Annotated in this window: 30 protein-coding genes; 14 read left to right on the top strand and 16 right to left on the bottom strand. The window is 65.7% G+C overall.

The window, feature by feature from the left end; all coding sequences use genetic code 11:
• Positions 1–98 precede the first annotated feature (98 nt).
• Entirely contained in the window at positions 99–1,289 is a 1,191-nt protein-coding gene (locus HPT29_RS03005; protein ID WP_173949916.1) for an MFS transporter, read from the top strand.
• 9 nt (positions 1,290–1,298) lie between these two features.
• Here the strand turns inward: HPT29_RS03005 and HPT29_RS03010 are convergent, their stop codons facing one another.
• Positions 1,299–1,832, bottom strand: coding sequence for a metallophosphoesterase family protein (locus HPT29_RS03010; protein WP_173949917.1), 534 nt, complete (start codon positions 1,830–1,832; stop codon positions 1,299–1,301).
• A gap of 72 nt (positions 1,833–1,904) precedes the next feature.
• Positions 1,905–2,372, bottom strand: a complete 468-nt coding sequence (locus HPT29_RS03015) for an SRPBCC family protein (RefSeq protein WP_173949918.1) — start codon at positions 2,370–2,372, stop codon at positions 1,905–1,907.
• 46 nt (positions 2,373–2,418) lie between these two features.
• Between HPT29_RS03015 and HPT29_RS03020 the strand changes: the two genes are divergently transcribed.
• Positions 2,419–2,742 carry an ArsR/SmtB family transcription factor gene (locus HPT29_RS03020; protein ID WP_173949919.1) on the top strand — a complete coding sequence of 108 codons (324 nt, stop codon included), beginning with the start codon at positions 2,419–2,421 and terminating at the stop codon, positions 2,740–2,742.
• An 8-nt stretch (positions 2,743–2,750) separates the two neighbouring features.
• Here the strand turns inward: HPT29_RS03020 and HPT29_RS03025 are convergent, their stop codons facing one another.
• The 4 genes from HPT29_RS03025 to HPT29_RS03040 are packed head-to-tail and all read right to left on the bottom strand — an operon-like array spanning position 2,751 to position 5,212.
• Positions 2,751–3,197, bottom strand: coding sequence for a DUF1178 family protein (locus tag HPT29_RS03025; protein ID WP_173949920.1), 447 nt, complete (start codon positions 3,195–3,197; stop codon positions 2,751–2,753).
• Between the two features lie 44 nt (positions 3,198–3,241).
• Positions 3,242–4,105 (bottom strand): carbon-nitrogen hydrolase family protein, encoded by an 864-nt coding sequence (locus HPT29_RS03030; protein ID WP_173949921.1) that lies wholly within the window; start codon positions 4,103–4,105, stop codon positions 3,242–3,244.
• 15 nt (positions 4,106–4,120) lie between these two features.
• Positions 4,121–4,378, bottom strand: a complete 258-nt coding sequence (grxC, locus tag HPT29_RS03035) for a glutaredoxin 3 (RefSeq protein ID WP_173949922.1) — start codon at positions 4,376–4,378, stop codon at positions 4,121–4,123.
• A 51-nt stretch (positions 4,379–4,429) separates the two neighbouring features.
• Positions 4,430–5,212, bottom strand: coding sequence for a ComF family protein (locus HPT29_RS03040; RefSeq protein ID WP_173949923.1), 783 nt, complete (start codon positions 5,210–5,212; stop codon positions 4,430–4,432).
• Between the two features lie 98 nt (positions 5,213–5,310).
• On the opposite strand from HPT29_RS03040, the gene HPT29_RS03045 reads away from it, so the two are divergent.
• From HPT29_RS03045 to HPT29_RS03060, 4 genes are all read left to right on the top strand, one after another.
• Positions 5,311–6,195: a methyltransferase domain-containing protein gene (locus HPT29_RS03045; RefSeq protein WP_173949924.1), complete on the top strand. Its 885-nt coding sequence runs from the start codon at positions 5,311–5,313 to the stop codon at positions 6,193–6,195.
• A 77-nt stretch (positions 6,196–6,272) separates the two neighbouring features.
• Complete coding sequence (locus HPT29_RS03050; protein WP_173949925.1) at positions 6,273–6,638, top strand: DUF427 domain-containing protein; 366 nt, start codon at positions 6,273–6,275, stop codon at positions 6,636–6,638.
• Between the two features lie 93 nt (positions 6,639–6,731).
• Entirely contained in the window at positions 6,732–7,880 is a 1,149-nt protein-coding gene (locus tag HPT29_RS03055) for an iron-containing alcohol dehydrogenase (RefSeq protein WP_173949926.1), read from the top strand.
• Between the two features lie 7 nt (positions 7,881–7,887).
• Complete coding sequence (locus HPT29_RS03060) at positions 7,888–8,322, top strand: acyl-CoA thioesterase (RefSeq protein WP_173949927.1); 435 nt, start codon at positions 7,888–7,890, stop codon at positions 8,320–8,322.
• On the opposite strand, the gene HPT29_RS03065 is transcribed toward HPT29_RS03060, so the two are convergent.
• Entirely contained in the window at positions 8,306–9,235 is a 930-nt protein-coding gene (locus tag HPT29_RS03065) for a DMT family transporter (protein WP_173949928.1), read from the bottom strand. The two genes, HPT29_RS03060 and HPT29_RS03065, sit on opposite strands and share 17 nt — an antisense overlap.
• A 9-nt stretch (positions 9,236–9,244) precedes the next feature.
• Positions 9,245–9,610: a (deoxy)nucleoside triphosphate pyrophosphohydrolase gene (locus HPT29_RS03070; RefSeq protein WP_210272470.1), complete on the bottom strand. Its 366-nt coding sequence runs from the start codon at positions 9,608–9,610 to the stop codon at positions 9,245–9,247.
• Positions 9,611–9,879: 269 nt separating this feature from the next.
• Between HPT29_RS03070 and HPT29_RS03075 the strand changes: the two genes are divergently transcribed.
• Positions 9,880–10,257 (top strand): hypothetical protein, encoded by a 378-nt coding sequence (locus HPT29_RS03075; protein ID WP_173949930.1) that lies wholly within the window; start codon positions 9,880–9,882, stop codon positions 10,255–10,257.
• A gap of 10 nt (positions 10,258–10,267) precedes the next feature.
• Here HPT29_RS03075 and argJ read toward each other — a convergent pair whose 3' ends face one another.
• Positions 10,268–11,509, bottom strand: a complete 1,242-nt coding sequence (gene argJ / locus HPT29_RS03080) for a bifunctional glutamate N-acetyltransferase/amino-acid acetyltransferase ArgJ (RefSeq protein WP_173949931.1) — start codon at positions 11,507–11,509, stop codon at positions 10,268–10,270.
• Between the two features lie 163 nt (positions 11,510–11,672).
• Between argJ and HPT29_RS03085 the strand changes: the two genes are divergently transcribed.
• Complete coding sequence (locus HPT29_RS03085; protein WP_173949932.1) at positions 11,673–11,885, top strand: hypothetical protein; 213 nt, start codon at positions 11,673–11,675, stop codon at positions 11,883–11,885.
• Between the two features lie 66 nt (positions 11,886–11,951).
• On the opposite strand, the gene HPT29_RS03090 is transcribed toward HPT29_RS03085, so the two are convergent.
• Complete coding sequence (locus HPT29_RS03090) at positions 11,952–12,845, bottom strand: peptidylprolyl isomerase (RefSeq protein WP_173949933.1); 894 nt, start codon at positions 12,843–12,845, stop codon at positions 11,952–11,954.
• Between the two features lie 262 nt (positions 12,846–13,107).
• Here HPT29_RS03090 and secA point away from each other — a divergent pair, with 262 nt between their 5' ends.
• Both secA and HPT29_RS03100 read left to right on the top strand, forming a co-directional pair.
• The gene (secA, locus tag HPT29_RS03095; protein ID WP_173949934.1) at positions 13,108–15,921 is read left to right on the top strand and encodes a preprotein translocase subunit SecA; all 2,814 of its coding nucleotides are present in this window, start codon (positions 13,108–13,110) and stop codon (positions 15,919–15,921) included.
• Positions 15,922–16,136: 215 nt separating this feature from the next.
• Positions 16,137–16,559, top strand: coding sequence for a GFA family protein (locus HPT29_RS03100; protein WP_173949935.1), 423 nt, complete (start codon positions 16,137–16,139; stop codon positions 16,557–16,559).
• Between the two features lie 82 nt (positions 16,560–16,641).
• Here HPT29_RS03100 and HPT29_RS03105 read toward each other — a convergent pair whose 3' ends face one another.
• The gene (locus HPT29_RS03105; protein WP_173949936.1) at positions 16,642–17,484 is read right to left on the bottom strand and encodes a DUF1194 domain-containing protein; all 843 of its coding nucleotides are present in this window, start codon (positions 17,482–17,484) and stop codon (positions 16,642–16,644) included.
• A gap of 51 nt (positions 17,485–17,535) precedes the next feature.
• Positions 17,536–17,976, bottom strand: a complete 441-nt coding sequence (locus HPT29_RS03110) for a c-type cytochrome (protein ID WP_173949937.1) — start codon at positions 17,974–17,976, stop codon at positions 17,536–17,538.
• A 197-nt stretch (positions 17,977–18,173) separates the two neighbouring features.
• Between HPT29_RS03110 and abc-f the strand changes: the two genes are divergently transcribed.
• The 3 genes from abc-f to HPT29_RS03125 all read left to right on the top strand — a co-directional run bounded on the left by abc-f (position 18,174) and on the right by HPT29_RS03125 (position 21,104).
• Positions 18,174–19,796: a ribosomal protection-like ABC-F family protein gene (gene abc-f, locus HPT29_RS03115; RefSeq protein WP_173949938.1), complete on the top strand. Its 1,623-nt coding sequence runs from the start codon at positions 18,174–18,176 to the stop codon at positions 19,794–19,796.
• A gap of 211 nt (positions 19,797–20,007) precedes the next feature.
• A complete protein-coding gene (locus HPT29_RS03120; RefSeq protein WP_173949939.1) occupies positions 20,008–20,391 on the top strand; it encodes a response regulator in 384 nt (127 codons plus the stop codon).
• Positions 20,392–20,396: 5 nt separating this feature from the next.
• The gene (locus tag HPT29_RS03125) at positions 20,397–21,104 is read left to right on the top strand and encodes a protein phosphatase CheZ (RefSeq protein WP_173949940.1); all 708 of its coding nucleotides are present in this window, start codon (positions 20,397–20,399) and stop codon (positions 21,102–21,104) included.
• A 59-nt stretch (positions 21,105–21,163) separates the two neighbouring features.
• Here the strand turns inward: HPT29_RS03125 and HPT29_RS03130 are convergent, their stop codons facing one another.
• From HPT29_RS03130 to HPT29_RS03145, 4 genes are all read right to left on the bottom strand, one after another.
• Positions 21,164–21,685 (bottom strand): hypothetical protein, encoded by a 522-nt coding sequence (locus tag HPT29_RS03130; RefSeq protein ID WP_173949941.1) that lies wholly within the window; start codon positions 21,683–21,685, stop codon positions 21,164–21,166.
• A gap of 322 nt (positions 21,686–22,007) precedes the next feature.
• Positions 22,008–23,273, bottom strand: coding sequence for a L,D-transpeptidase family protein (locus HPT29_RS03135; RefSeq protein ID WP_173949942.1), 1,266 nt, complete (start codon positions 23,271–23,273; stop codon positions 22,008–22,010).
• Between the two features lie 261 nt (positions 23,274–23,534).
• Positions 23,535–24,488 carry an acetyl-CoA carboxylase carboxyltransferase subunit alpha gene (locus tag HPT29_RS03140; protein WP_173949943.1) on the bottom strand — a complete coding sequence of 318 codons (954 nt, stop codon included), beginning with the start codon at positions 24,486–24,488 and terminating at the stop codon, positions 23,535–23,537.
• Between the two features lie 191 nt (positions 24,489–24,679).
• Complete coding sequence (locus HPT29_RS03145) at positions 24,680–25,474, bottom strand: class I SAM-dependent methyltransferase (protein WP_173949944.1); 795 nt, start codon at positions 25,472–25,474, stop codon at positions 24,680–24,682.
• Between the two features lie 117 nt (positions 25,475–25,591).
• Here HPT29_RS03145 and gloB point away from each other — a divergent pair, with 117 nt between their 5' ends.
• Complete coding sequence (gloB, locus tag HPT29_RS03150) at positions 25,592–26,359, top strand: hydroxyacylglutathione hydrolase (protein ID WP_173949945.1); 768 nt, start codon at positions 25,592–25,594, stop codon at positions 26,357–26,359.
• Positions 26,360–26,387 lie beyond the last annotated feature (28 nt).

The raw sequence follows: 26,387 nt of genomic DNA on the forward strand, positions 1-26,387 counted from the left end.
AATTCTATTCCAGGCGGCAGGCTAGTTCATAAGCGGATCGGCGTCCATCTTGCGCCCACCATGCGGCTCTTGCCGCTCCTCTCAAGGACGTGCTTCTCATGCCTCTCGCTCTTTACGCCCTGACGGCCGGTGCCTTCGGCATCGGGGTCACGGAATTCGTCATCATGGGGCTGCTGCTGCAGGTGAGCGCCGATCTCGGCGTCTCGATCTCGGCCGCGGGCCTGCTCATTTCCGGCTATGCTCTCGGCGTCGTGGTCGGGGCGCCGCTCCTCACCACCGTGACCGGCCGCTGGTCGCGCAAGACCGTGCTCCTCGCCCCCATGGTCGTGTTCACCTTGGGCAATCTCGCCTGCGCGGTCGCGCCGGACTACGCGACCCTCATGGCGGCCCGGGTGCTGACGGCCTTCGCCCACGGCACCTTCTTCGGTGTCGGCTCGGTCGTCGCCACGAGCCTCGTGCCGGTCGACAAGAAGGCCTCGGCCATCGCGGTGATGTTCACCGGCCTCACGGTGGCCAACATCCTGGGCGTCCCGTTCGGCACCTGGCTCGGCCAGGCCTACGGCTGGCGCGCTACCTTCTGGGCCGTGACCCTCGTGGGCGTCGCGGCGCTCGCCGTGATCGCGCTCTTCGTGCCCAAGGATCGCCAGGACACGGCCGAGGGCGGCAGCCTCGCGGACGAACTCACGGTGCTGGCGCGCCGGCCGGTGCTGCTCGGGCTGCTTACCACGGTGCTCGGCTATGCGGGCGTGTTCGCGGTCTTCACCTATATCGCGCCGATCCTGACCCAGATCACCGGCTTCTCGGAGGAGGTGGTGTCGCCGATCCTGCTCGTCTTCGGCGGCGGCCTCGTGCTCGGCAACCTCCTTGGCGGCAGGCTCGCCGACCGGCGCCTGATGGCGACCCTGCTCGGGTCCCTCGGCCTGCTGGCCGTAGTGCTGGCCGCCATGACGCTCGGCGTTCACGACAAGGTCCTGGCGGTCGCCTTCGTGGGCCTGCTCGGCGCCGCCGCCTTTGCGACCGTGCCGCCGCTGCAGATGTGGGTTCTGGAGAAGGCCGACGGCGCCGGCCAGAGCTTGGCCTCGAGCCTCAACATCGCGGCCTTCAATCTCGGCAACGCCCTTGGCGCTTGGCTCGGCGGCTTCGTGATCGATCACGGGCTGGGCCTCGGTTCGATCCCATGGGTGGCGGCGCTGCTGCCCGCCTCCGGCCTCGCCCTGGCCCTGTGGAGCCGCAGGCTCGACCGCGCCGAGGCGGCCCCAGTGCTGGAGCCTGTGAAAGCTCCTCTCTGACAGCATCGTTCAGTCGTCTACCATTTCAGCACTGGCCTTCCGGCGTCGCGTCCGGGAGGCCAGGATCGTCTCCAGGCTGACGGGGCGGTAGTCGAAGGCATCCACACCCACGTCGAACTGGCGCGTCTGGGGCTTCAGCTTGGCGTGCGAGTGGCCGTGCAGGTCGATCCAGCCGCGGCCCATGTTCTTCCAGGTGCGGAATGCGTAGTGGCACATGACGAGCGCATGGCCGTCGAGCATCAGTTCCGCATAGGCCTGAACGCTCTCCCAGCCCTTCGCCGCAAGGGTCGCCGGTCCGTCGTTGTTGCCAGTGATCAGATGCTTGCGGCCGTTGAGGAGCCCGAGCAGTTCCTCGACCCGTTCCGGGCGCACATGCAGGGCGAAATCACCCAGGTGCCAGACCTCGTCCTCTGGCGAGACGACATCGTTCCAGTTGGCCACGAGGGCGGCATCATGCTCGGGGATCGTCCTGAACGGCCGCTTGTCGATCCGCAGCACCCGGGGATCACCGAAATGGGTGTCGCTGGTGAAGAAAACCGTCAAGGGAAGCTGATCCTCATCGTGGTTCCAGATGAGGCATAAGCTGAAAAGGCCGACCCCTGTTCCGCCAGGTGCCTACTTGAACATGCCGTCCCGCAGGTTGACGCCATATTCCTTGTAGGCCTTGAGAGCGCAGAGCATCTGCGTCCAGCCCTGGCAGTTGCCGTAGGATGATTTCAGGCCGGCCTCCGTGTCGCGCCAGCCTTCCTCCGAAATCGAGACCAGGGTCCGCTGTCCGTCATCGAGCGGCTCAAATGTCATCGTGACCGTCGTCCGGTAGCGGCCGGGCGCGTCGCCGGATGGCTCGTCGCCGGCCTCCCATTGCAGGACGATCCGCTTGTCCTGCACCACCTCGACCACCCAGACCGGAAAGGCCCCCGGAAAGTCATGGAAATCCCAGGTGACGGTCGCTCCGGTCTGGAGGCGGCCCTTGGCGCCCCCGGTGGTGAAATAGCGCGACAGCTCGGCGGGATCGACCACGGCCTCGAACACCTCAGCGACCGGCTTGGCAATCCTGGCGGATACTTTGAACGTCAGATCCATCACGGGCCTCCTTGCGCGTCCTGTCATCATGTTATAGAAATATAACATGTCAAGCGATGATCAGAATGATCGCGTATTCAAAGCCTTATCGGCCGCGATCCGTCGTGACATCCTCGACGCTTTGAAGGACAGGCCGCAGACGACGGGGGCATTGTGCGCCCGATTCCCCGCGCTCGACCGCTGCACGGTGATGCAGCACCTGAAGGTTCTGGAAGGCGCGGATCTCGTGATTGCGAAGCGCGAAGGACGCGAGCGCTGGAACCACCTCAATCCGCTGCCGATCAAGCAAATCTACGACCGCTGGATCGGTGCCTATGCCGGGCGGGCCGTAGAGATGCTCGACCGGTTGAAGACAGATCTGGAGGGGTAGGGCGCGGCCTAGTTCCGATCGTCCGGAACAACCGGCAGAGGCAGGACGTGGATGCCTTCCTCCAACAGCGCCTTGGCTTCGGCGAGATCCGCCTCGCCGTAGATCGAGCGCTCTTCCGTCTCGCCGTAATGCATCTTCCGCGCTTCCTCGACGAAGCCCTTCCCGACATCCTCGGCGTTCTTCATGACGTGCTCGCGCAGGGCCCGCAGGGCCGCGCGCAGCTCCCGTTCCCGCTCGGAGAGAACCGCAACGGGCTGGGCTTCGGGCGCCGGTACCTTCGGGGGCTTGTCCGTGCGCGCTATGGCGGGTGCCATGATCTGCTTCTCGACCTTGGCCGAGTTGCAGAACGGACAAGTCACGAAGCCGCGCTTGCGCTGCGTCTCGAACGCGTCGCTCGACGGAAACCAGCTCTCGAACTCATGGGCCTGCTCGCAGGCCAGGGCATACTTGATCATCTCTCGGTGAGACTTAAGGATTCAGACCGGGAATGAGAAGGGGATCAGGCGATGGCCGCCCGATCCGTCTCGATGGTGGGAACGACCTCGACCCTGAACGGCCGCGCGTTCTTGAGGGTCGGGATCCGGCCGCGCACGTCCGCCACGAGGGCGGTGTCGATCTCGGCCAGGAACACGCCGGGCGCCGTGCCGCCTTCCGCCAGCACCCGCCCCCAGGGGTCGATGATGACCGAATGGCCGAACGTCTCGCGCCCGTCCTCGTGAAGGCCGCCCTGAGCGGCGGAAATCATGAAGGACCCTGTCTCGATGGCTCTCGCCCGGTGCAGCACATGCCAATGGGCCTCTCCGGTCTGCCGGGTGAACGCGGCCGGCGCCGAGAGGAACGAGGCGCCGTTATCGGCCAGTGCCTTGTAGAGGGCGGCGAAGCGCACATCGTAGCAGATGGTCATGCCGAGATAGCCCCAGGGCGTCTCGGCGGCCACGGCCGAGGCGCCGCCCGTATAGGTGGCCGATTCGCGCCAGCTCTCACCGTTGGGCAGATCCACGTCGTAGAGGTGGATCTTGTCATAGGAGGCGATCACCTCGCCATCCTGGCCGATGAGGAACGCCCGGTTGGCGACCTTGTCGCCCTCCTTGACCGCGATGGAGCCGATCTGGACCACGATGTTCCGCTCCCGCGCCACCTCGCGCAGGGCGGCAAGCACCGGATCCTGCGCCTCGGGCCCGACCTTGTCGAACAGCTCCGCCCGGTCCCGGCAGACCAGGGAGGTCATCTCCGGCGTCTGGGCGAAATGCGCACCTTGGGAGGCCGCTTCGCGCACCAGCGCGACCGCATCGTCGCGGTTCTTGAGGACGTCGCGTCCGGAGCGCATCTGGACGCAGGCGGCGGTGAAGCGGGTCGAGGTCATGAATTCTGGTCTCCGTCAGGCCTGCAATAAAGGCTCAAGCTGGCCCCTGTCATCAAGAGCATACAGGTCATCGCAGCCGCCGACATGCTTTTCGCCGATGAAAACCTGCGGGACCGTGGAGCGCCCGTTGGCCCGCTGGATCATCTCGGCCCTGGCTTCCGGCTTCTTCTCGATGTCGATCTCGGTAAAGGCGACGCCCTTCTCGCCGAGAAGCTTCTTGGCCGCCGAGCAATAGGGGCACCAGCTCTTCGTGTAGATCGTAATGGATGGCATGACAGAGAGATCTCCTTTGATGGCGAGGATATAGGGAGCCTGGCGCTCGGATCACAACTCCTGGACAACTCGGGCGAAGGCCAGAATATCCACGCAGACCGCGCCCCCGCGCAGGAGCGCCCGTGACGCCGCATTGGCCGTGGCGCCGGTGGTCAACACATCGTCGACGAGGAGCACGCGCCTGCCCTTCAGCCGGGCCTTCGCCTCAGGACTCACGCGGAAGGCGCCCTGGAGGTTCTCCTGACGCTGCGCCTTGGTGAGCCCGACCTGGCGGCGGGTATGCTTGACGCGAGTGAGCAGGAACGGGTCGCAAGGGACGCTGCATTGTGCCGAAACAGCCTGAGCCAGAGCCATCGCCTGATTGAAGCGCCGTCGCCATAGCCGCCAGCGATGGAGCGGCACGGGGACGATCACGTCGGCCTCGTCCAGCAGCTCGGCGCCGGCCCGGACCATCATCCCGCCCAGGGCGCGGGCGAGTTCCAGACGGTCGTTGTATTTGAGTCGGTGCACGAGCAGGCTCGCCGCACCGTCGTATTCCGCCACCGCGCGGGCGCGCCCGAACACCGGCGGATCGGCCATGGCGGCCGGCGAGATCAGCGGCTGACCCAAATCCACCGCGAACGGCGTCCCGAGCCGCTCGCAGAAGGGCCGCTCGATGAAGCGGATCTGCGACCAGCAGCCGGCGCAAAGGGCGTGAGGCTCGCCCGTGGCGGCCTGGCACGCGATACAGGTCGGCGGATAGAAGAGGCCGAGGGCCGAATGCCATGCCTCCTTCGCGCCCGCCCGGAAGCGGGCGCTCAGCGGAATCGGCTGGAGGTCGGCTGGCTCGCTCATGGGACAAGCTTAGCCGATGGACCGGCTCCTGGCATCCGTTGCGGGCAGACAAAATAATCCTTGGTTCCCGGCCTCGCACACGCCATATCCAGCGCCTCATGAGCACGCCTCTCGTTTTCGATCGCTCCCTTGTCCGCCGCCGTCTGGCGCGTGCGCTGCATCAGGGTTACGCCGATTTCCTTCTGGTCCGCGCCGTCGAGGATCTGGAGGAGCGCCTTTCCACGGTGCTGCGGACATTCTCCCTCGCACTCGACGTGGGCACGCCGACGCCTGCTGCCGCCGAGATCCTGCGCCGGAGCGGACGCGCCGAGACGGTGGTCCGTCTGGCGCCGGTGCCGGAGGCAGGCAGCATTCTCGGCGACGAGGAGCGCCTGCCGTTCTCGGGCGAGCGCTTCGACCTCGCGGTGTCGCTTCTGGCCCTGCAGGGCGTCAACGATCTGCCCGGGACGCTCATCCAGATCCGCCGGGCGCTGAAACCCGACGGCCTGTTCATCGGCGCGCTCCTCGGCGGCTCCACCCTGTCCGAACTGCGCCAGTCCCTGACCCAGGCCGAAGCCGAGATCGAGGGTGGTGTGAGTCCGCGGGTGGCGCCCTTCGCCGACCTGCGCGACATCGGCGGTCTGCTGCAGCGGGCGGGTTTTGCCCTGCCTGTGACCGATTCCGACTTGGTTCGGGTGCGCTATGCCAATGCCTTCGCGCTCATGCAGGATCTGCGCCGGATGGGGCTGACCAACGCCCTGCATGACCGGCGCAGAACCCCCGTGCGGCGCGCGACGCTGCTGCGGACGGCGGAGATCTATGCGGAACGGTTCGGGGATGCGGACGGCCGCATTCCGGCGACCTTCGAGATCGTCTGGCTCTCCGGCTGGGCGCCCCATGGAAGCCAGCAGAAGCCCCTGCGCCCCGGCTCCGCCAAGACCCGGCTGGCCGATGCCTTAGGCGTGAAGGAAGGAGCGCCCGCGCCTCCGGTCGACAAGAAGTGATTCTCATTCGCCTTGGGCTGCAACCCGGTTGCCCTATCTTCATTCTTGAGAAGACCTCTCTGGAAAGCCATGGACCCATGAAAGAGCCCGGACCGGATCATCCGATCACCATCACGAAGAACCCCCACCGAATCCGGGTCATGCTCGGCGGCTTCATCGTGGCTGAAACCACGCAGGCTCTGACCCTGCAGGAAGCGACCCTGCCGCCGGTCCAGTACATCCCTCGTCAGGACGTCCACATGGATCTCCTCGATCCCACCGAGCACAGGACCCATTGCCCTTACAAGGGCGACGCGTCCTATTTCACCGTCAACGGCGGCGGACTCGTGCGGGAAAACGCCGCCTGGAGCTATGAAGAGCCGTCCCCCTCGGTTGCGGCCATCAAGGGCCATCTCGCCTTCTACCCTGAGAAGATGGACGCCATCGAGGAATTCGAGGATTAGGGTCTTGTCCTAATGGCTGAAGCGCAGGCGGGTTGCTGGCCCGCCGAGGCCGGGGCAATCTCCCGCGCAGAGGACCCGATCCCGGGAAGATCCATGTCGCCCTTCACCTTCAGCACCGCTCCGTCCCTCATCGTCGGCTCCGGCAGCATCACCCGGCTGGGCGAGATCACGGCCCAGCGTCTCGGTCCTCGCGTCTTCCTGGTAACCGACGCGGGACTGGTGAAGGCCGGGTTGATCGCGCCCGTTCTCCAGGTGCTGGAGGAGGCCGGCATCGTGGTCGACATCTTCGATGCGGTCGTTGCCGATCCGCCCGAGGACGTGGTGCTGGCGGCCGCCGCCCGGGCGAAGGAGTTCGAGGCGCGGGCCGTGATCGGCTTCGGAGGCGGCTCCTCCATCGATGTGGCGAAGCTCGTCGCCCTTCTCGCTGCGAGCGACGAAAACCTTCCCGAGATCTACGGGGTCGGCCTCGCGAAGGGCCCGCGGCTGCCGCTGCTCGCCGTTCCCACCACGGCGGGCACCGGGTCGGAAGTCACGCCGATCTCCATCGTCACCACCGGGGCGCACGAAAAGAAGGGTGTGGTCTCGGCCCTCCTCATTCCCGATATCGCGCTGCTCGATCCGGATCTCACCGTAAACCTCCCGCCGGCCGTGACGGCGGCGACCGGCATCGACGCGATGGTGCACGCCATCGAGGCCTATACGTCGACAAGTCCCAACAACAATCCACTCTCCCGGGCGCTTGCGAAGGAAGCCTTGGTGCTGCTCGGGCGCAACATCGAACGCGCGGTGCATCATGGCCAGGACATCGAGGCGCGCTCGGCCATGCTGCTCGGCTCCATGCTCGCCGGTCAGGCTTTCGCCAACTCGCCCGTCGCGGCCGTCCATGCGCTCGCCTATCCCATCGGCGGGCATTTCGGCGTGCCGCACGGTCTGTCCAACGCTCTCGTGCTGCCGCATGTGCTGCGCTTCAACGCGGCCGCCTGCGAGGCCGCCTATGCGGAACTAGGGCCTCATGCATTTCCGGACCTCGAGGGACGGGCCACCGGATCGACCTTCGTCGAGGCGCTCGCCGCCCTGTGCGCGAGGGTGGGGCTGCCGCCACGCCTGCGCGATGTGGGCATTCCCCGCGAGGCCGTGCCGATGATGGCCGAGGATGCCATGAAGCAGACGCGGCTTCTCGTGAACAATCCCCGGTCGCTCGCCCTCGAGGATGCCCGCGCGATCTACGAAGCGGCCTGGTGACGGATCCATGTCAGATCGTCCGACGCGCCCCGACCGCTCCGCCTTCCGGCTGTTTCGTCCCATCGCGACACGCTGGATGGACAACGATGCCTACGGGCATGTGAACAACGTCCACTACTACTCGTACTTCGACAGCGCCGTGAACGCGTGGCTCATCGAGAGGGGCCTGCTCGCCATTGCCGAGAGCCCGGTCATCGGCCTCGTGGTGGAATCGGGCTGCACCTATTTCGAGAGCGTCGCCTTTCCCGACCAGCTGGAGGCCGGTATCGCGGTCGCGCATCTCGGGCGTTCCTCGGTGCGCTACCGGATCGGGATCTTCAAGACAGGCGCCGATGAGGCCGCCGCCCAGGGCCATTTCGTTCATGTCTATGTGGACCGGGCCACCCGGCGGCCGGTGGAGATCCCGCACGGGACCCGCACGGCGCTCAGCGAGCTCGCCTGAGCCGTCCGGTGAAGGAGACCAGCGCGACGCCCGCCAGCACGACGGCGCCTCCGGTGAGTTCGCGCAGGCCGATGCTCTCGTTGAGGAACAGCACGGCCATGACGGTGGTCCAGAACGGCCCGAGATAGCCTACCATCGAAGCCCGGGTCGGACCCGTTCGACGGATCAGGTGCATGAAGAGCAGGATCGGCAGGGCCGTGGACAGGGCGCCGAGCGCGATGAGAGGCTCCCAATGCGCCGGGACGGCCGCGAAGGCCGAGGGGCCGACGAACGCGAGGGCGAGAACCGTCGCGGCGAAGCCGGAGCAGATCTGCTGGCCGAGCGCCATCCTGGCCGGCTCCGCCTGCCGGACGCTGCGCACATAGATATTCGCCGTCGCATAGCTGCAGGCGACGGCCACCATGACCAGCACGCCCATGGCGTCGATGCCGCTGTCCGGCAGGGCGGCGGGTCCGATCAGGATGCCCATTCCGAGGAAGCCGACGAGTACGCCGACGAGGCGCTGCCGCGTCAGCCGCTCGTCGGCGAACAGCCAATGGGACATCAGAGCGACGATCAGCGGCGACGAGGCCTGGATCATGGCGGCGGGAGCGGTGGGAATCCGCGTCAGGGCAAAGGCCACCAGCACGTTCGGCAGCCAGCCGTTCAGGGTCCCGAGCACGGCCCAGATGCGCCATTCATGGCGCTGCGGCAGGATGCTCTTGCCCTGAAGGATGAACCACAGGGCCAGGGTCGCGGCCCCGATCAGGCCGCGCATGGCGGCGAGCACGAAGGGATTCAGGTTCCCGCTCAGTTTCACGAGCACGAGCGCGCTGCCCCACAGAAACGAGCAGATCAGCAGGTTGGAGATGACGAAGGCGGCCGTGGGAGCAGGCACGGCTGGAACCGCTTCGGCTGCTTGCTGGGACGACATGGGCGTTCTTCAGGGCCCCAGGAGGTCGACGAGGAACGGGATCAGCGGTTCGTCGGCCGGCGGCATGGGATAGGAGCGCAGCTCCTGCGCCCTGACCCATTTCAGCCCCTGTCCCTCCAGCGGCTGAACGAAGCCTTCCCAGCGCCGGCAGACATAGAGCGGCATGAGAAGGTGGAAGGTCTCATAAGGATGGCTCGCAAAGGTCAACGGCGCGAGGCAGGGCTCCTTGACCGTGATGCCGAGCTCCTCGCGCAGCTCGCGAATCAGGGTCTCCTCCGGGCGCTCGCCGGGTTCCACCTTGCCGCCGGGAAACTCCCACAGGCCGGCGAGCTGCTTGCCCTCGGGCCGCTGCGCCAGAAGGATGCGGTTGTCCATGTCGATCAGGGCGACGGCAACGACGAGGGTGAGCTTGAGAGGGGGCACAGGGTCTTGGCCGGGTGTTGGGTGAGCATTGGGATGGTGATCGCTCTCTTATCGCGCTTTGGGATCGATGCGAACTGATTTCGGTATTCTTGACAAACGTAATTACGTATGGATTTTGAAGAACCGGATTATTTTCCGAGATCGGTTACGATCTCTTCAGGATCAGCACTCCTGAGAGGATCATACAACGACAGCCGAAATGGCGCGGAACGGGGGCTCCAATGCCAAGAAAGATCATCGTCTCAGGACTGTGCGTTTTTGCCTGCGGGCTCTGGTCCGGTGCCGTTCGGGCACAGGACTGCTCGGCTCAGGCTGTCTACTTCAACGGTGACATTGTCGAGACCGAAGGCGATATGACGGTCCGGTCGGGCAAAGGCTGCACCTTCAATCTCAACGGGATCCGGGGTGCCATTTCGGAGACGGTGATCTCCCTGAAGCCCAAAGTTGGCAAGGCGGGCGTCACCAATCTGAAACCCTACTACCTGTCCAAGCCGGGTTACCAGGGGCCGGACGAGTTCGCCTACACCTTCGTGGGGATGAATCAGTACGGTGGCCCGATGCGCGTGACCGTGAGGCGGAAAGTCGTCGTCGTGCCGTGACAGGCCCGGGTTAGCTCCGGTAGTCGCCGTTGATCTCCACGTAGGCTTTGGTCAGGTCGCAGGTCCAGGCCGTAGCCTCGCCGCGTCCGAGACCCAGATCGACCCGGATCGTGATCTCGTCGCCCGTCATGTAGGCGGTGGTTCTGGCCTCGTCGTACTCCGGATCGCGGGCACCTTTGACGGCAACCCGGATGTCGCCGAACCAGATCGCGAGCTTGTCGCGCTCGGCCGGTTCGCCCGCCTTGCCGACGGCCATGACCACGCGTCCCCAATTGGCGTCCTCGCCGGCGACGGCCGTCTTCACCAGCGGCGAGTTGGCGATCGCCATGGCGATCCGCTTGGCCGAGGTGGCGCCCGTGGCGCCGGTCACCTTCACGGTCACGAACTTGCGCGCGCCCTCGCCGTCGCGGGCGACCTGCTGGGCGAGGTCGCACAGCAGGCCTTCGAGCGCGCTGCGGAACTCCTTGAGACGCCGGTCGCTCGGCAGGGAGATCGCGGGGGCTCCCTTGGCGGCGGCCGTTCCCGTGGCGAAGAAGAGCAGCGTGTCGGACGTGGAGGTATCGCTGTCCACCGTCACGCAGTTGAAGCTCTTATCGGCGCCCTTCTTCAGGAGCGTCTGCAGCACCGGGGCGGCGATGGGCGCGTCCGTGAAGATGAAGGACAGCATGGTGGCCATGTCGGGGGCGATCATGCCGGCACCCTTGGCGATGCCGTTGATCGTCACCTCGACGCCGCCGATGGTGGCCGTGCGGGTCGCCACCTTCGGGAAGGTGTCCGTGGTCATGATGGCCTTGGCGGCATCGAGCCAGGCGGTGGGCTTCGCCTTCTTCTCGCAGGTCGTGAGCACGCTCTCGAATTTCGTCGCGTCGAGGGGTTCGCCGATCACGCCCGTGGAGGCGATGAAGACCTGAGAAGCCCGGCAGCCAGCGGCCTCGGCGGCGATGTCAGCCGTGAGCTTGACCGCTTCCGCACCCTTCTTGCCCGTGAAGGCATTGGCATTGCCGGAATTGACCACCAGTGCCCGGGCCGTGCCCTTGCCAAGGTTCTTGCGGCACCAATCGACCGGGGCCGAGGGGCATTTGGAGCGTGTGAAGACGCCCGCCACGCTCGTGTCCTTGGGCAGCGTCACATAAAGAACGTCGGTACGGTTCTTGTATCGGATCCCGGCCTCCGCCGTTGCGATCCGGACGCCGTCGATGGCGGGAAGCGTCGGAAACGATTTGGGGGCGAGCGGAGACACGGACTTGGACATGCAATGGGTCTCGGGTGAGCGGATGGAATACCGTTTAGGAAAGGCGACCTGCGGTTTTTTAAGGCTTTTTGTCAAGTCAAAGGTGCTGGGACGCAACCGTCAGGTCCACGGAACGCAGCCGGTGTGTCCCCGTTGACCCGGTCTGCAAGCGATGGAGGCTTTCATGACGGGCAAACACCCCAAGACCAAACCTCAGGAGCGCCCGCGCAGCGATCTGGATGTCGATCCCGGCATCGGACGCTCCAAGGGCACCACCATGTCGGGCGAGAATCCGCGCGATCTCGATGGCGGCTCGACCTTCCAGGGCGACGTGGAGAACCAGACCACCCGTGAAGGCGGCGTCGATCCGAACCGGATGGGCCGGACGAACAAGTAGTCGTCAGGCACAGGAAATGAAAAGGGCGGCCGTGAAGGCCGCCCCTTTGAACGAGAGGAATCGAGCTTACTGCTGCTTCTGCTCGACGAGGTTGCCCTTGTCGTCCAGGCGCTCGATCTTGGCGCTCTTGCGCAGGCCCATGATCAGATCCTGCTGCGCCTTGCGGGCCAGGTAGGTCTCGACCTGGTCCTTGGTCTCCTCGAAGGTCGGGGCCGGCTTGGTGCGCTTCTCCTCGACCTTGATCACGTGCCAGCCGAACTGGCTCTTCACCGGATCGGAGATCTGGCCGGGCTCGAGCTTGAAGGCGGCCTCGGCGAAGGGCTCGACCATGCGATCCTTGGTGAAGAAGCCGAGATCGCCGCCGTCGGTCTTGGATCCGGGGTCCTTCGAGACCTCGCCGGCCACCTTGGCGAAGTCCTCGCCGCCCTTCACACGGACCGCGATCTTCTTGGCCTCGTCCTCGTTCTCGACAAGGATGTGGCGGGCGCGGACCTCCTGTTCGGCCGGGACGCTCTTGACCGTCTCGTCGTAGAGCTTGCGCGCGGCTTCCGGGGTGACAGCCTTCTTGGCCTCCTGGTCGAGATACTCGTCGAGCAGGGTCTTGTCGCGACTATAGGCGAGCTTGCGGGCAAATTCGGCGCCGCTGCCGACCTTGGCGGCCTCGGCCGCCTTGGCACCGAGCTTCAGGTCGATCATGTAGCCGGTCAGGAGATCACGCTTCTGGGCTTCCGGAACGTTCGGCATCTGCAGGGCCGGATCCTCGGCCGCCAGGGCAAGGTCCCCTTCCGTGATCTCGACGCCGTTGACGCGGGCGATGACCTTGGACGGCTCCACGGCCGGCACGGCGGCCGGGGAGGTAGCGGGCGCGGGAGGGGTCTGGGCGAGGGCGGCCCCGGCCAGGAACGGCAGGGCGACCCCGAGGGTCAGGAGGCTCTTCCGAACGTTGAGTGAGCGAGACATGTGGTTTCCTCTGGTGAGCGTGATCGCCCACGGACAGCGACGATCAGATGGCTGAATGTGTTTACGTTTGCAAGAGATGGCATATTTATGTCACAGCATCGCCGCTCGCGGGGTCTTGAACGGGTCCTCCGGGCCGGCTTGGAGCTGCCCTGGGGCTGCGCCACTAAAGGCGCAGTCTTTAAGATGCGCTCCGGCGTAATTAGGTCTATAAGGCGGCGCAAACGCCCCTTTCTCCTGCATTCTGGAATTTCGAAGGCTCTCGATGTTCGGTTCTCTCGCGAAGAAAATCTTCGGCTCGGTCAATGATCGCCGTCTGAAGTCCTACCGGCCGAAGGTAGCGGCCATCAACGCGATGGAGGCCGAGCTGGAGGCCCTGTCCGACGAGCAGCTCCGTGCCCGCACCGAGGACTTCAAGGCCCAGCTCGCCGCCGGCAAGACCCTGGACGACATCCTGGTCCCGGCCTTCGCGACGGTCCGCGAGGCCGCCAAGCGCACCCTGGGGCAGCGCCACTTCGACGTTCAGCTCATCGGCGGCATGGTGCTCCACGAGGGCTCGATCGCCGAAATGCGCACCGGCGAGGGCAAGACCCTGGTGGCGACCCTGCCGGTCTATCTCAACGCGCTCGCCGGCAAGGGCGTCCACGTGGTGACGGTCAACGACTATCTCGCCCGTCGCGACTCCGAGTGGATGGGCCAGATCTACCGGTTCCTAGGGCTGTCCGTCGGCGTGATCGTTCACGGGCTCGACGATTCGGAGCGCGCCGAGGCCTATGCGGCCGACATCACCTACGGCACCAACAACGAATACGGCTTCGACTACCTGCGCGACAACATGAAGTACGAGATGGCGCAGATGGTCCAGCGGGGCCACAACTTCGCCATCGTGGACGAGGTGGACTCGATCCTGGTCGACGAGGCGCGGACGCCGCTCATCATCTCCGGTCCCCTCGACGACAGGTCCGAGCTCTACAATGCGATCGACGTGGTGATCCCACGCCTTACCAAGAGCGATTACGAGCTCGACGAGAAGCAGCGTTCCGTAGCGCTCACCGAAGCGGGCACCGAGAAGATCGAAGCGCTGCTGCGGGAGATCGGCCTGCTCAAGGAGGGCGACCTCTACGACGCCCAGAACGCGACCCTCGTTCACCACATGAACCAGGCGCTGCGCGCCCACACCTTGTTCCAGCGCGACAAGGATTACATCGTCCGCAACGGCGAGGTGGTGATCATCGACGAGTTCACTGGCCGCATGATGCAGGGCCGGCGCTACTCGGAAGGCCTGCACCAGGCGCTCGAGGCCAAGGAGAAGGTCCAGGTCCAGCCCGAGAACCAGACCCTGGCCTCCATCACGTTCCAGAACTACTTCCGCCTCTACGACAAACTCGGCGGCATGACCGGCACGGCTGCCACGGAAGCCGATGAGTTCCTGGAGATCTACAACCTCGAGGTGGTCGAGATCCCGACCAACCGTCCCGTCTCCCGCGTGGACGACGACGACGAGGTCTACCGGACCATGGAGGAGCGTTACCAGGCGGTCATCCGCGACATCGAGGAATCCTCCGCCAAGGGCCAGCCGATCCTGGTCGGCACCACGTCGATCGAAAAGTCCGAGCATCTGGCCGAGATGCTGATCAAGGACGGCTATACCCTCATCGACTTCGAGAACCCGCAGGCCCTCGAGCCGCTCTATCGCGACGCGCGGGCAGGTCGCGGCACCAAGCACTTCGCCGTCCTGAACGCCCGCTTCCACGAGCAGGAGGCCTTCATCGTCGCCCAGGCCGGCGTGCCGGGTGCGATCACGATCGCCACCAACATGGCCGGCCGCGGCACCGACATCCAGCTCGGCGGCAATGCCAAGATGCGCATCGAGCGCGAGCTCGCCGGCGTCGAGGGCGAGGACCGCGCCCGCCGCGAGAAGGAGATCCTGAACGAGGTGGCGGCCTTCAAGGAGAAGGCCCTCGCGGCCGGCGGCCTCTACGTGCTCGGCACCGAGCGTCACGAGTCCCGCCGCATCGATAACCAGCTGCGCGGCCGTTCCGGCCGTCAGGGCGATCCGGGGCGCTCCAAGTTCTACCTGTCACTCCAGGACGATCTGATGCGCATCTTCGGCTCCGACCGCATGGATGGCATGCTGCAGAAGCTCGGTCTGAAGGAGGGCGAGGCCATCATCCATCCGTGGATCAACAAGGCCATCGAGCGCGCTCAGGCGAAGGTCGAGGCGCGCAACTTCGACATCCGCAAGAACATCCTGAAATACGACAACGTCATGAACGACCAGCGCAAGGTCGTCTTCGAGCAGCGCAAGGAGTTCATGGCGGAAGAGAGCGTGCGCGAAACCATCGACGACATGCGCCACGGCGTCATCGAGGACATCGTCTCCCGGGCCATCCCGGAAAACGCCTATGCCGAGCAATGGGACGTCGAGGGGCTGAAGCAGAACGTCGCCAACTTCCTCAACCTCGATCTGCCGGTCGAGGAATGGGCGAAGGAGGAGGGCATCGCCGACGACGAGATCCGCGAGCGTATCACCAAGGCGGCCGACGAGGCCTATGCCCAGCGCATCGAGGCCAATACGTCCGAGGTGATGAACTACGTGGAGAAGCAGGTTCTGCTTCAGAGCCTGGACCATCTCTGGCGCGAGCACCTCGTGACCCTCGATCACCTGCGTCAGGTCATCGGTTGGCGCGGCCTAGCCCAGCGCGATCCGCTGAACGAATACAAGTCCGAGGCCTTCGAGCTGTTCAACGCCCTGATCGGCCACCTGCGCGAGCAGGTGACGGGCCAGCTCATGCGCATCCAGGTGGTGTTCCAGCAGCCGGAGCCGCAGGAACTCCCGCCCATGTTCGCTCAGCATCTCGATCCGGCCACCGAGGAGAACGAGTTCGATCTCGCCCAGGGCAACGCTCTCGGAGCCGCCCCGGCCCTCGGCTTCGCGGCTGCGGCCGCTGGAACGGAGCCTGCTTCGTCCCGCGACCCTAACGACCCCTCCACCTGGGGCCGGGTCAGCCGCAACGAGCCCTGCCCCTGCGGTTCGGGCAAGAAGTTCAAGCATTGCCACGGCCAGTTCGTGGCCTAGGACCGCAGAACTCCCATCATCGAAAGCCCGGCCGTCGCGCCGGGCTTTTTGCTGCGCCGACGGTTTAGAGCGCGGTCGCCGCAATACCTCCGTTGCGCCAGAGGATCTCCGGAGCCGTAAGGGGTAAGATGCGGTCAGCCAAGGTTTCGCAGCTCTGGGCGGCGTCCGGCCGGATTGCGGCATGACGGCCCACGAGAGAACCAAGGGAGAGGGCCATGTCCCATATCGGAAGCTGTTTCTGCGGCGCTATCCAACTTGAGGTGAGCGGATCCCCGGAGGCCATGGGTTATTGTCATTGCCAGTCCTGCCGTTCTTGGTCCGGCGGGCCGGTGAACGCGTTCAGCCTCTGGAAGCCCGAGGCCGTGCGGGTCACGTCCGGCGCCGAGCACCTCGCGGCTTATCAGAAGACTAAGTTCAGCCAGCGGCAATATTGCTCGAAATGCGGCGGGCACCTGATGAACAACCACCCGACGCTCGGCCTCGTCGACGTGTTCGCGGCGACCATTCCCACCCTCAATTTCATTCCGGCCGTCCACTTCAACTATGCGGAGACGGTGCTGCCCATGCGGGACGGCTTGCCGAAGCTGAAGGATTTCCCGGCCGAGGCGGGAGGCTCCGGCGAGATGATGGCCGAGTGACCCTTGGGGTGCGCGTCGTCGTGGGCCCTCGGGAATGATCGCCTCTCCAGGTCAAAGGCTGGCGCCGGCGTGCGGCACTTCTCTAGAGCTCCTGACCGGTCACGGCCGTCGGCGCATGCGGTTCAGGGGCGATGTCGTCCCAGAGGCTTTCGCTGGTATCGCAGTCGGCCCTCGGAACAACGCCCGCAGGCTCGATCGATGCGGCGGTGTCGGACGGGGCGGCGATCTCGGTGATGATCTTGGTTCGGGTCTCGGTCAGGAACTGCCTGCGTTCCCGGATCGGGATCATGAAGGCATTCGGGCCGCCGACCACGCAGTCGCGGTAATAGGCATCCAGGGTTACGTCGTCCCGACGGTCGGGATGCCTCAGCATGATGGGAAGGCCGTTGATCGTCACGCCGCGGGCCACCGCCCTGTCGCGCGCTTCGGTGACCAGGGGGCCCTGATTGTTTGCGCCGTCGCCCGAGATGTCGATGACACGCCGCGACGACCGGAAGGACGCCGAGGAGAGGAGACCCAGGCTGAAATCGATGGCTTCCGCAATGGAGGTCCCGGCCCCCCGGCGGATCGGCGCGCGAGCCAGCCGGTCGGCGAAGGAGAGGCTGTCCTTCGCGTCGTCCAGAACGGTCCAGGGCACGACCACATGCTGAACATGCGGATGGGCTCCGGCCCATTCGACGTACGTGACCGCAATGCGCCCCAGCACGCCCCCATGGATGGCCTGATGCACCGAGGCCGAGCGGAAGGCTTCCACATAGCCCTGCCGCTGCAGGTCCTGCTCGTCCGGATCCATGGAGGTGGAGACGTCGACGGCCAGCACGAGAGCGAGATCGACCTCGTCGGGCGGCCGCTGCCAGGCCGGAGCGAGGGTCAGGAGTCCCGCCGCGAGGGCGGAAAGAAGCCATGGAGCCTCGGGATACCGCATCGCGATCTCCCTCAGAAGATCTTCGGTCTCCTCAGATCTCCCGATGTTACGTCAGCTTTCCTTGCGGCGATAGGTCTCGTGGCAGCCGCCGCAGTTCTGGCCGACCCGCTGGATCGCCGCCTGCAGGCTGGCCTGGTCGGTGATCGAACCCTGAGCCGCTGTGGCGTCCTGCTGCAGCTTGGCCGCATGGGCGTCGAAATCCGCCTTGCGCTCCCAGATGGCGGGAAGCGCCGCGGTCTTGCCCTGATGCGAGCCCGGAGGGAACAGGGCCGGAATCTGCTGAGCGTTCTGGGCAATCCGCTGAAGGGCGGTCTGGGCGGTGGCGGCGTTGAACGGAGTCTGCCCCCGGGCCATGCCGGTGAGCGCGCGCACCTGCTCCTGGTTGTTCTTCATCAGGTTCTGGCGCTGGGTGATCGGATCGCCTGACTGGGCCAGCACCCCGATCCCACCCGGGACCACCATGCAGAGTGCGGCGATGACGGTCTTTCGCATGACAATCATCCTTTCTCCCCCTGGGCAGGATGTCCTCTTCCGCCCGAAGGAACCATAGGGAAATGAGGATTAGAGCCGGCTTTTCAGCGGAGATTTGCGCGAGTGGGCCCCTGACATTTTGCCCGATCGCGAACCCTCGCAGGCCGGCGCGCGCCGTGCCATAAGGCCGCCGCAACTCCTCCAGGCTTTTGGGACCCATGATTCGCGTCGAGAATGTCAGCAAGCAGAACAGCCACAGGATCCTCTTCATCGAGGCCTCCGGAACCCTTCAGAAAGGGGAAAAGATCGGCCTGGTGGGGCCCAACGGCGCGGGCAAGACGACGCTCTTCCGGATGATCAACAGGGAAGAGCAGCCCGATGAGGGCCAGGTCTCGGTCGATCGCGGCATCACCATCGGGTATTTCAGCCAGGATGTCGGCGAGATGGCCGGCCGCAGTGCCGTGGCCGAGGTCATGGAGGGCGCCGGTCCGGTGAGCGCCGTAGCGGCCGAACTGCGGGAACTCGAAGCCGCCATGGTGGACCCGGACAGGGCGGACGACCTCGAGGCGGTCATCGAGCGTTACGGCGAGGTGCAGGCGCGCTACGAAGAACTGGACGGCTATTCCCTCGAGGGCCGGGCGCGCGAGGTTCTGGCCGGACTGGGCTTCAGCCAGGAGATGATGGACGGCGACGTGGGCGCCCTGTCGGGCGGCTGGAAAATGCGCGTTGCACTCGGGCGCATTTTGCTGATGCGCCCGGACGTCATGCTCCTCGACGAGCCCAGCAACCACCTGGATCTCGAGAGCCTGATCTGGCTGGAGGAATTCCTGAAGGGCTACGAGGGCGCGCTGCTCATGACCTCGCACGACCGCGCCTTCATGAACCGCATCGTCAACAAGATCATGGAAATAGACGGCGGTTCGCTGACGACCTATTCCGGAGACTACGAGTTCTACGAGCAGCAGCGGGCGATGAACGAGAAGCAGCAGCAGGCGCAGTTCGAGCGTCAGCAGGCCATGCTCGCCAAGGAGATCAAGTTCATCGAGCGCTTCAAGGCGCGTGCCTCGCACGCTGCCCAGGTGCAGAGCCGGGTCAAGAAGCTCGAGAAGATCGACCGGGTGGAGCCGCCCAAGCGCCGCCAGGCGGTGGCGTTCGACTTCCTGCCAGCGCCGCGTTCAGGCGACGACGTGGTCAGCCTGAAGGGCGTGCACAAGCGCTATGGTAGCCGCAGCATCTACGAGGGGCTGGACTTCGCGGTGCGCCGCAAGGAGCGCTGGTGCGTGATGGGCGTGAACGGCGCCGGCAAGTCGACCCTGTTGAAGCTGGTGGCAGGCTCCGCCGCCCCCGACGACGGGTCGGTCACCGTCGGGGCGAGCGTGAAGATGGGCTATTTCGCCCAGCACGCCATGGAGGTGCTCGAGGGCGACCGCACAGTGTTCGAGTTCCTGGAGGATTCGTTCCCGCAGGCCGGGCAGGGCTCGCTGCGCACGCTGGCCGGCTGCTTCGGCTTCTCCGGCGACGATGCGGAGAAGAAGTGCCGCGTCCTCTCGGGCGGGGAGAAGGCCAGGCTGGTCATGGCCAAGATGCTCTACGATCCGCCGAACTTCCTGGTGCTCGACGAGCCGACCAACCATCTCGACATGGCCACGAAGGAGATGCTGATCGACGCCCTGTCCAAATATGAGGGCACCATGCTGTTCGTCTCGCACGACCGCCACTTCCTGGCCGCCCTGTCCAACCGGGTTCTCGAGCTGACCCCGGAGGGCATCCACCAGTATGGTGGCGGCTATACCGAATACGTGGCGCGCACCGGCCAGGAGGCTCCGGGCCTGCGGCATTGAGCGGTCGATCCCCGAAGTCATCGAGACGGAAGCCCGGCCACCGCGCCGGGCTTTTCGCTGCTCGGGACACCGCCTTCCGAAAGCGGGAGCGCGACGTCAGCTTGAGGCAAGCATCATGGCCGATAAGGCAGGGACCACAACAACGATTTTTGAAGAAAGGTCTGTCAAAGGACCTTCTTCGCAACCCTTTCTCATTTCGGGCCGAAACATCATGGCATTGAATACGTCCCTTCCGGTGCTCATCGTCGACGATTACCAGACGATGCTGCGCATCATCCGCAACCTCCTGAAGCAGATCGGCTTCAACGACGTCGATGAAGCCAAGGACGGCTCGGAGGCCTTGGGCAAGCTCAAGGAGAAGAAATACGGGCTCGTGATCTCCGACTGGAACATGGCGCCGATGACCGGCTTCGAGCTGCTCCAGAAGGTCCGCGCCGACGCGGATCTGAACGCACTTCCCTTCATCATGATCACCGCCGAGGCCAAGACCGAGAACGTCGTGGCGGCCAAGCAGGCCGGCGTCAACAACTACATCGTGAAGCCCTTCAACGCGGAAACCCTGCGCTCGAAGATCGCCGCCGTGCTGGGCGAGTAGCCGCCATGCGTCTTCCGCCACCTGTCTCTTTCGACCCATTGAGCCTGGATCTTCTGGCTCAGTCCCGCGAGAGCATCGCTGCCCGGCGGCATGCGGAACTCATGCGGGGCATGGCGGCCATTCATGCGGCGCTCGAGCCGAACAGCGGAGCGTCGAAGGCTCTCCTGGACCAGATCCGGACCGACCTGCGCGAAGCGCTCAGGCTCAAGGATGAACTCGACGCCATCACCGAGTCGATCCAGCGCACGAAACGGGAGATCGCAACCTTGCATTCCCGCAGCCCGGGCGGCCAGGTGACCAGCGTCACCGACGAACTGGGAGCGGTCGTGTCCGGCACGGAAGCGGCCACCAACAGCATCCTGGCGGCCGCCGAGGAGATCGACGAAATCAACGGAACGCTGTCCGCGCGCCTGTCCGGTGAGGACGCCGCCATGGCCCAGCGGATCTCCGACAGGGTCATCACGATCTTCGAGGCCTGCAATTTCCAGGACATTACCGGACAGCGCATCAGCAAGGTCGTCGGCTCGATGAAGTTCATCGAGGAGCGCGTGACCCAGATGGCGCATATCTGGGGCGGCCTGGAGAGCTTCAACGACGTGGAAGCCTTCAAGATGCCGGACCGCGAAGGGGACGAGGCTCTGCTGAACGGGCCTGCCCTCGAGGGCGATCCGACACGCACGTCCCAGGACGCGATCGACGCCCTGTTCGGGTGATCGCCCTGCGCGGCGAACAGCTCAAGAGCCCGGCCCTTCGCCGGGCTTTTTGCTGCCCGTCATTGCCGCACGAGGGTGAGATCGGTCGTCGCCCGGACGGGTCCATTCTCGCCGATCCGGTCCGTGACGACGATCCTGAAGCGACCAGGGTCGAGGCTGGCGACCCGCATCTGGGCCGTCGTGTCGCCGTAGAGGGGCCTCGGCCATTCGATCGCTAGATCGAAGTCCGTACCCACCTGCCGGCCCCTGAGTTGGGCGGTTCCGACCCGCGACCCCGTATAGGTGCCGGTGACCTGGCCGGACCGGGGGTCCCAGGACAGGCGGGCGCTGACCGATCGCGCGATCAGCAGGTAGGCCCGGCACGTGCCCTGGAGCGCAAGGCTCGTGGCGCCCTGCTGCTGGATCGCAAAGCTGCAGCTAACCTGATGGGAGGAGGCATCAGGCCCCTCCAGGATGGTTCCTGTGCCCCAGAAGGAGCCTGCGTAGCGCTCGGCGACCGCCGGGGCGGCGCCTGCGCTGCCGGCTGCGACCCAAAGCGAGAGAACTGCGCCACGAGAGAGCTCTTGCGCGAGGCGGTGCATGAATGTCTCCTTTGAGGCCACGAGGCCGGGTCCGCACCACGGTGCCGATCCGACAGGATGGGGGAGATATGGGGCGGGCCCGCAAAGCCGCCGAGTGGCTTGCGCGGCCATGACGAGCCCGACCCGGGAGCGGCGTCCAGGCCGAGCCGTCACCTTGGTGCTGAGAGAGGTTCGGTGTGGCGATGCCGACGGGGTGCGGGAGCATGGCAGGACCTCTCCTCGGAAAGCCCGGCAGATGCGGAAAAGTTTCCGGTCCGTGAGATCGCCCAACAAAAAGACCCGCCAGTGAGGCGGGCCTTGCGATTCTTGGTGCCTGGAGCGCTCAGTTCGCAGCGGCTAGGTTGACCTTTTCGGAGCCTTGAGCCCGCTTCTGGGGCATGGCCTTCGTGGCCGGAGCCGCCTTGGCGGGAGCAGGTGCAACCTGGACCGTCTCGGCCACGGGCTGCGACGCCGACGTGCCGAACAGGTCGGCCACGCCGCCGAGCATCTTCTTGTAGAAGGGCGTCTCCTGCGAGGAGGCCGCCGCCACGGCCACCGGAGCGGTCTGCTGGGTGACGGCCTGACGGGTTTCCGGCTGCGAGGCGGGAACCTCCTTCAGGGACGCGAAGGCGAGCGCAGTCGACGGGGCGTCGATCTTCTCGCGGCCGCTGTCGTCGAGGGCGATCTGCCGCGGGCCGGACGAGATGCCTTCCGTGCGGCTCACGAATCCGAGCTTGGTGTCGGACACGCCTGACGCATTGGCGAGGGCCTCGCGGAAGGATTCGTGCGTGTCGCCGTCATTGTAGACGAGCCTGATCGGCTTCTCGCCCTTGGCGATCAGATCGGCCACCTCCTGCTCGTCGTGGCGCTGTTTCTGCGTCACGGCCGCGACGGTGCTCTCATCGGCGTTGAAGAGGTAGCGCCGGTTGGCGACCGCCACGCGCAGCTCCTCCTTGGAGATATCGAAGGTGTCAGAGCCTTCCTTCAGGTTCTTCCAGAAGCCGATGTTCGGGTCGAGGCGATGCTTGGCCAGATTCTCGGCCGTCATCCGGAACGGATAGGACTGGAACTGGAAGCCGCGCTGACCGGCGCTGAGCGCCTCGCGGGCGATCGCATAGATCTCGGCGATGTTCTGGTCCGTCATGGCGAAGCAGCCGCGCGACGAGCAAGCGCCATGCACCATGATGTCGCCGCCGTTCCGGCCGAAGGACCGGTCGTAGGCGTTCGGATAGCCGGTGTCGAACGACAGGTAATAGGCCGAATTCGGGTTCATCTGCGATGGGGTGACCGTGTAGAAGCCCTCCGGCACCTGACGGTCGCCTTCGCGGGTCTTGGGGCCGAGCTGGCCCGACCAGCGGCAGATCGGATAGGTCTTGAGGAGCGCGTATTTGCCGTTTGAGCCACGCTTCCAGACCTCGAGCTCCGATTCCTTCTTGTAGGCCCGGACCAGGATCGGGTCGTCCTTGGACATGCCCTTGGTCGACATCAGGGCCATCGTGGCGGACGGAATCGGCACGAGGTGTCGGGTGGAGCCACGGGAAAGCTGGTCGTCCTGGCAGGCAGCAAGCGCGAGCACCAGGCTCGCGGCCAATGCGAAACGCTTCATCATGGGGGACCCCGCAATTCTTGATCTGCCGGCCTCTGTGCCGGTCAGTTCCCCTTTAACCCCTAAATCGTTAGCCTTAACTGGCCCTTACTGCAAGCGGAGCCGTAATCGAGTTATAATGAACGGAAGGTAAAAAATCCGTCTGCAAAGGGCCGGGGCGGCGCTCATCGGGGGCGGGCGTATCTCTTCCGAGGTAAGGAGGCCCTGTGGATGGGCGAAGACCCGCCCGGTTGCAGGCGGGTCCCGGAGCCGCTCGGGCAGATCCTAGAGTTTGCGGCCGATATTGAGGAACTTGTCGGCACGGTGGTCGCGGATCTCGGCCGGACCCATGTTGCCGAGATCGTGCAGGGCTTCCTCGATGGCGTTGCCGGTGGCCTGGATGGCCGCCTCAGGCTCCCGGTGGGCGCCGCCCACGGGCTCCGTCACGATGCCGTCGATGATGCCGAGGCGCAGGAGGTCCTGGGCGGTGATCTTCATGTTCGTGGCCGCATCCTGGGCGCGGGCGGAATCGCGCCAGAGGATCGAGGCCGCGCCTTCCGGGGAGATCACGCTGTAGATCGCGTGTTCCAGCATCAGCACCTTGTTGGCGGTGGCGATCGCGATGGCGCCGCCCGAGCCGCCTTCGCCGATCACGACCGACACGTTGGGCACGCCGAGCGAAAGCTGCATCTCGGTCGAGCGGGCGATGGCCTCGGCCTGCCCGCGCTCCTCCGCCTCGATGCCCGGATAGGCGCCCGCGGTGTCGACGAAGGAAATGACCGGCAGACCGAACCGGTCGGCCATCTCCATGAGGCGAACGGCCTTGCGGTAGCCCTCAGGACGGGCCATGCCGAAATTGTGCCGGATGCGGGTCTCGGTGTTGTGGCCCTTCTCCTGGCCCATCACGCAGACGGGCTGGCCGCGGAACCGGCCGAAGCCGCCGACGATCGCCTCGTCCTCGGCGAACTTGCGGTCGCCGGCGAGCGGGGTGAACTCGGTGATGAGCCCGGCGCAGTAATCGATGAAGTGCGGACGCTGGGGGTGGCGCGCGACCAGGGTCTTCTGCCAGGGCGTGAGCTTGGCATAGAGTTCCTTGAGGGCGTCGGCGGCCTTGACCTCCAGGCGGGAGATGTCGTCCGTGATGGAGACGGCATCGCGGTTCTCACCGAGCGCCCGAAGCTCCTCGACCTTGGCTTCCAGCTCGGCGACGGGCTTTTCGAAATCGAGATAACTGCGCATCAGACTCTACAGCATCGGGCCCAAAAGTGGATTGGCACTTTTGGGCCCGATGCTTCCTCCTTTATGAGAACATCGTTCAGGCAGAAACCGGATCCTCTTTTCCGCACGATGCTCTGGTGGAAAAATGAAGGCCGGCGTGACCGTATAGCCCTGCCGAAGCGGCCGGACACTGGCGTTTCGCAGGGGCCAAGTCAAGTTAAGCGCTGCCTTACTCGCTCAAAACCCGGCAGAATCAAGGAGGAGCGCGTCATTCGCGATGCCGGCGCCGCAGGCACTGGAGCGAACACCGGGGACAGGCGGCGGGAGCGGCGCACCGCATGGACGGCGCCCGGCCGGTAGAGCTGCTTCGTCGCTTCCACGATGTGGAGGCCCGCGAAGGGCAGCGAGAATCCGGCCCCGACCCGCTCCCAGGCCTGGGCGCTCTGGAGAAGGAGGCGGTTGCGCAAGGGTGGCACGTAGAGGGTCTCCGCCCAGCCTTCCGGCGAGAACCAGGTCTGGCGCATCAGGCTCTTGAGCTGGGAGCGGCTGTAGGGCTGGCCGTAGCCGAACGGCGTGGTGTCCATGCGCGCCCACAGGCCGCGCCGGTTGGGCGCCACCAGAATGATCCGCCCGCCCGGTGTGAGAATGCGCCAGATCTCGTGGAGGAGCTCGCTCGGGCTCTCCACGGTCTCCAGAGCATGGACCACGAGAACCCGGTCGATGGAGGCATCGGGCAGGGGCATCATCAGCGGGTCGACGAGAGCCGAGGCCGAGGCCCCGGTGCTGGGCCAGTTCACGACGCCCTGGTTCGCCGGCATGAAGGCCAGGGTCCGCTCGCTCTCGTCCTTGACGGCCGACAGATAGGGAGGCGCATAGCCGAGGCCCAGCACGCGCAGGCCCGTCAGCGGCCCCCAGAACCTGTCGATGGCACGCCCGACGAAGCGGCGCGTCACAGCCCCGAGCGGACTGGCGTAGAAGCCGCGCAGATCGGTGATGTCGATGCTCATGGCCTCAACGGGATGCCTCTTGCTCCGGCCCGGCATGCGCATTGCGGCGCTCCGGGTCTGGTTTCACGCGCCGACTGTTCCATGATAGCTCAGAGCACATCAAGACAAGGTGCCCCGATGTCCGCCCAGATCCACGCCTTTCTCTGCCTTCAGGACAATATCGGTGTTCTGATCCACGATCCCAATACGGGCGCCTGCGCGGCTGTCGACGCGCCGGACGAGGGTGCAATCCTGGCGGCTCTCGCCCAGACCGGCTGGCAGCTGACCGACATCCTCATCACGCACCGGCATGGTGATCACGTACAGGCCGCCGAGCCCCTGAAGCGCCGCACCGGATGCCGCGTGGTGGCACCGGTCAAAGCCCGCGAGGCAGTGCCGCATGCCGACGCCTACGTGCGGGAGGGCGACACGGTGCATGTGGGCGGCCTTCAGGCGCATGTTTGGGAGACGCCCGGACATTGCCTGGATCACGTGTCCTACTGGTTCGCCGCAGACCGGGCGCTGTTCGCCGGCGACACCCTCTTCACCCTCGGCTGCGGGCGGATGTTCGAAGGAACCTACGCCGAATTCTGGGCCTCGCTCCAGCGACTGGCCGCCCTGCCGGACGAGGCCCGGGTCTATTGCGGGCATGACTACACCCTCTCCAATGCGCGCTTCGCGCTGGCGGCCGATCCGGACAACGAGGCGCTGCGGGCACGGGCCGCGGAGGCCGAGACAGCCAGGGCCGAGGGTCGCTTCCTCGTGCCGACGACCATCGGACAGGAAAAGGCCGCCAATCCATTCCTGCGCTCCGGGGAGCCGGCCCTGGCGAAATCCGTTCATAAGGAAGGAGCGGCGCCCGTGGAGGTGTTTCAGGCCTTGCGTGAATGGAAGAACAGGTTCTGATGGGGGCATGACCTTGCGGGAGCGGACA

Source organism: Microvirga terrae, assembly GCF_013307435.2.
Lineage (GTDB): Bacteria > Pseudomonadota > Alphaproteobacteria > Rhizobiales > Beijerinckiaceae > Microvirga > Microvirga terrae.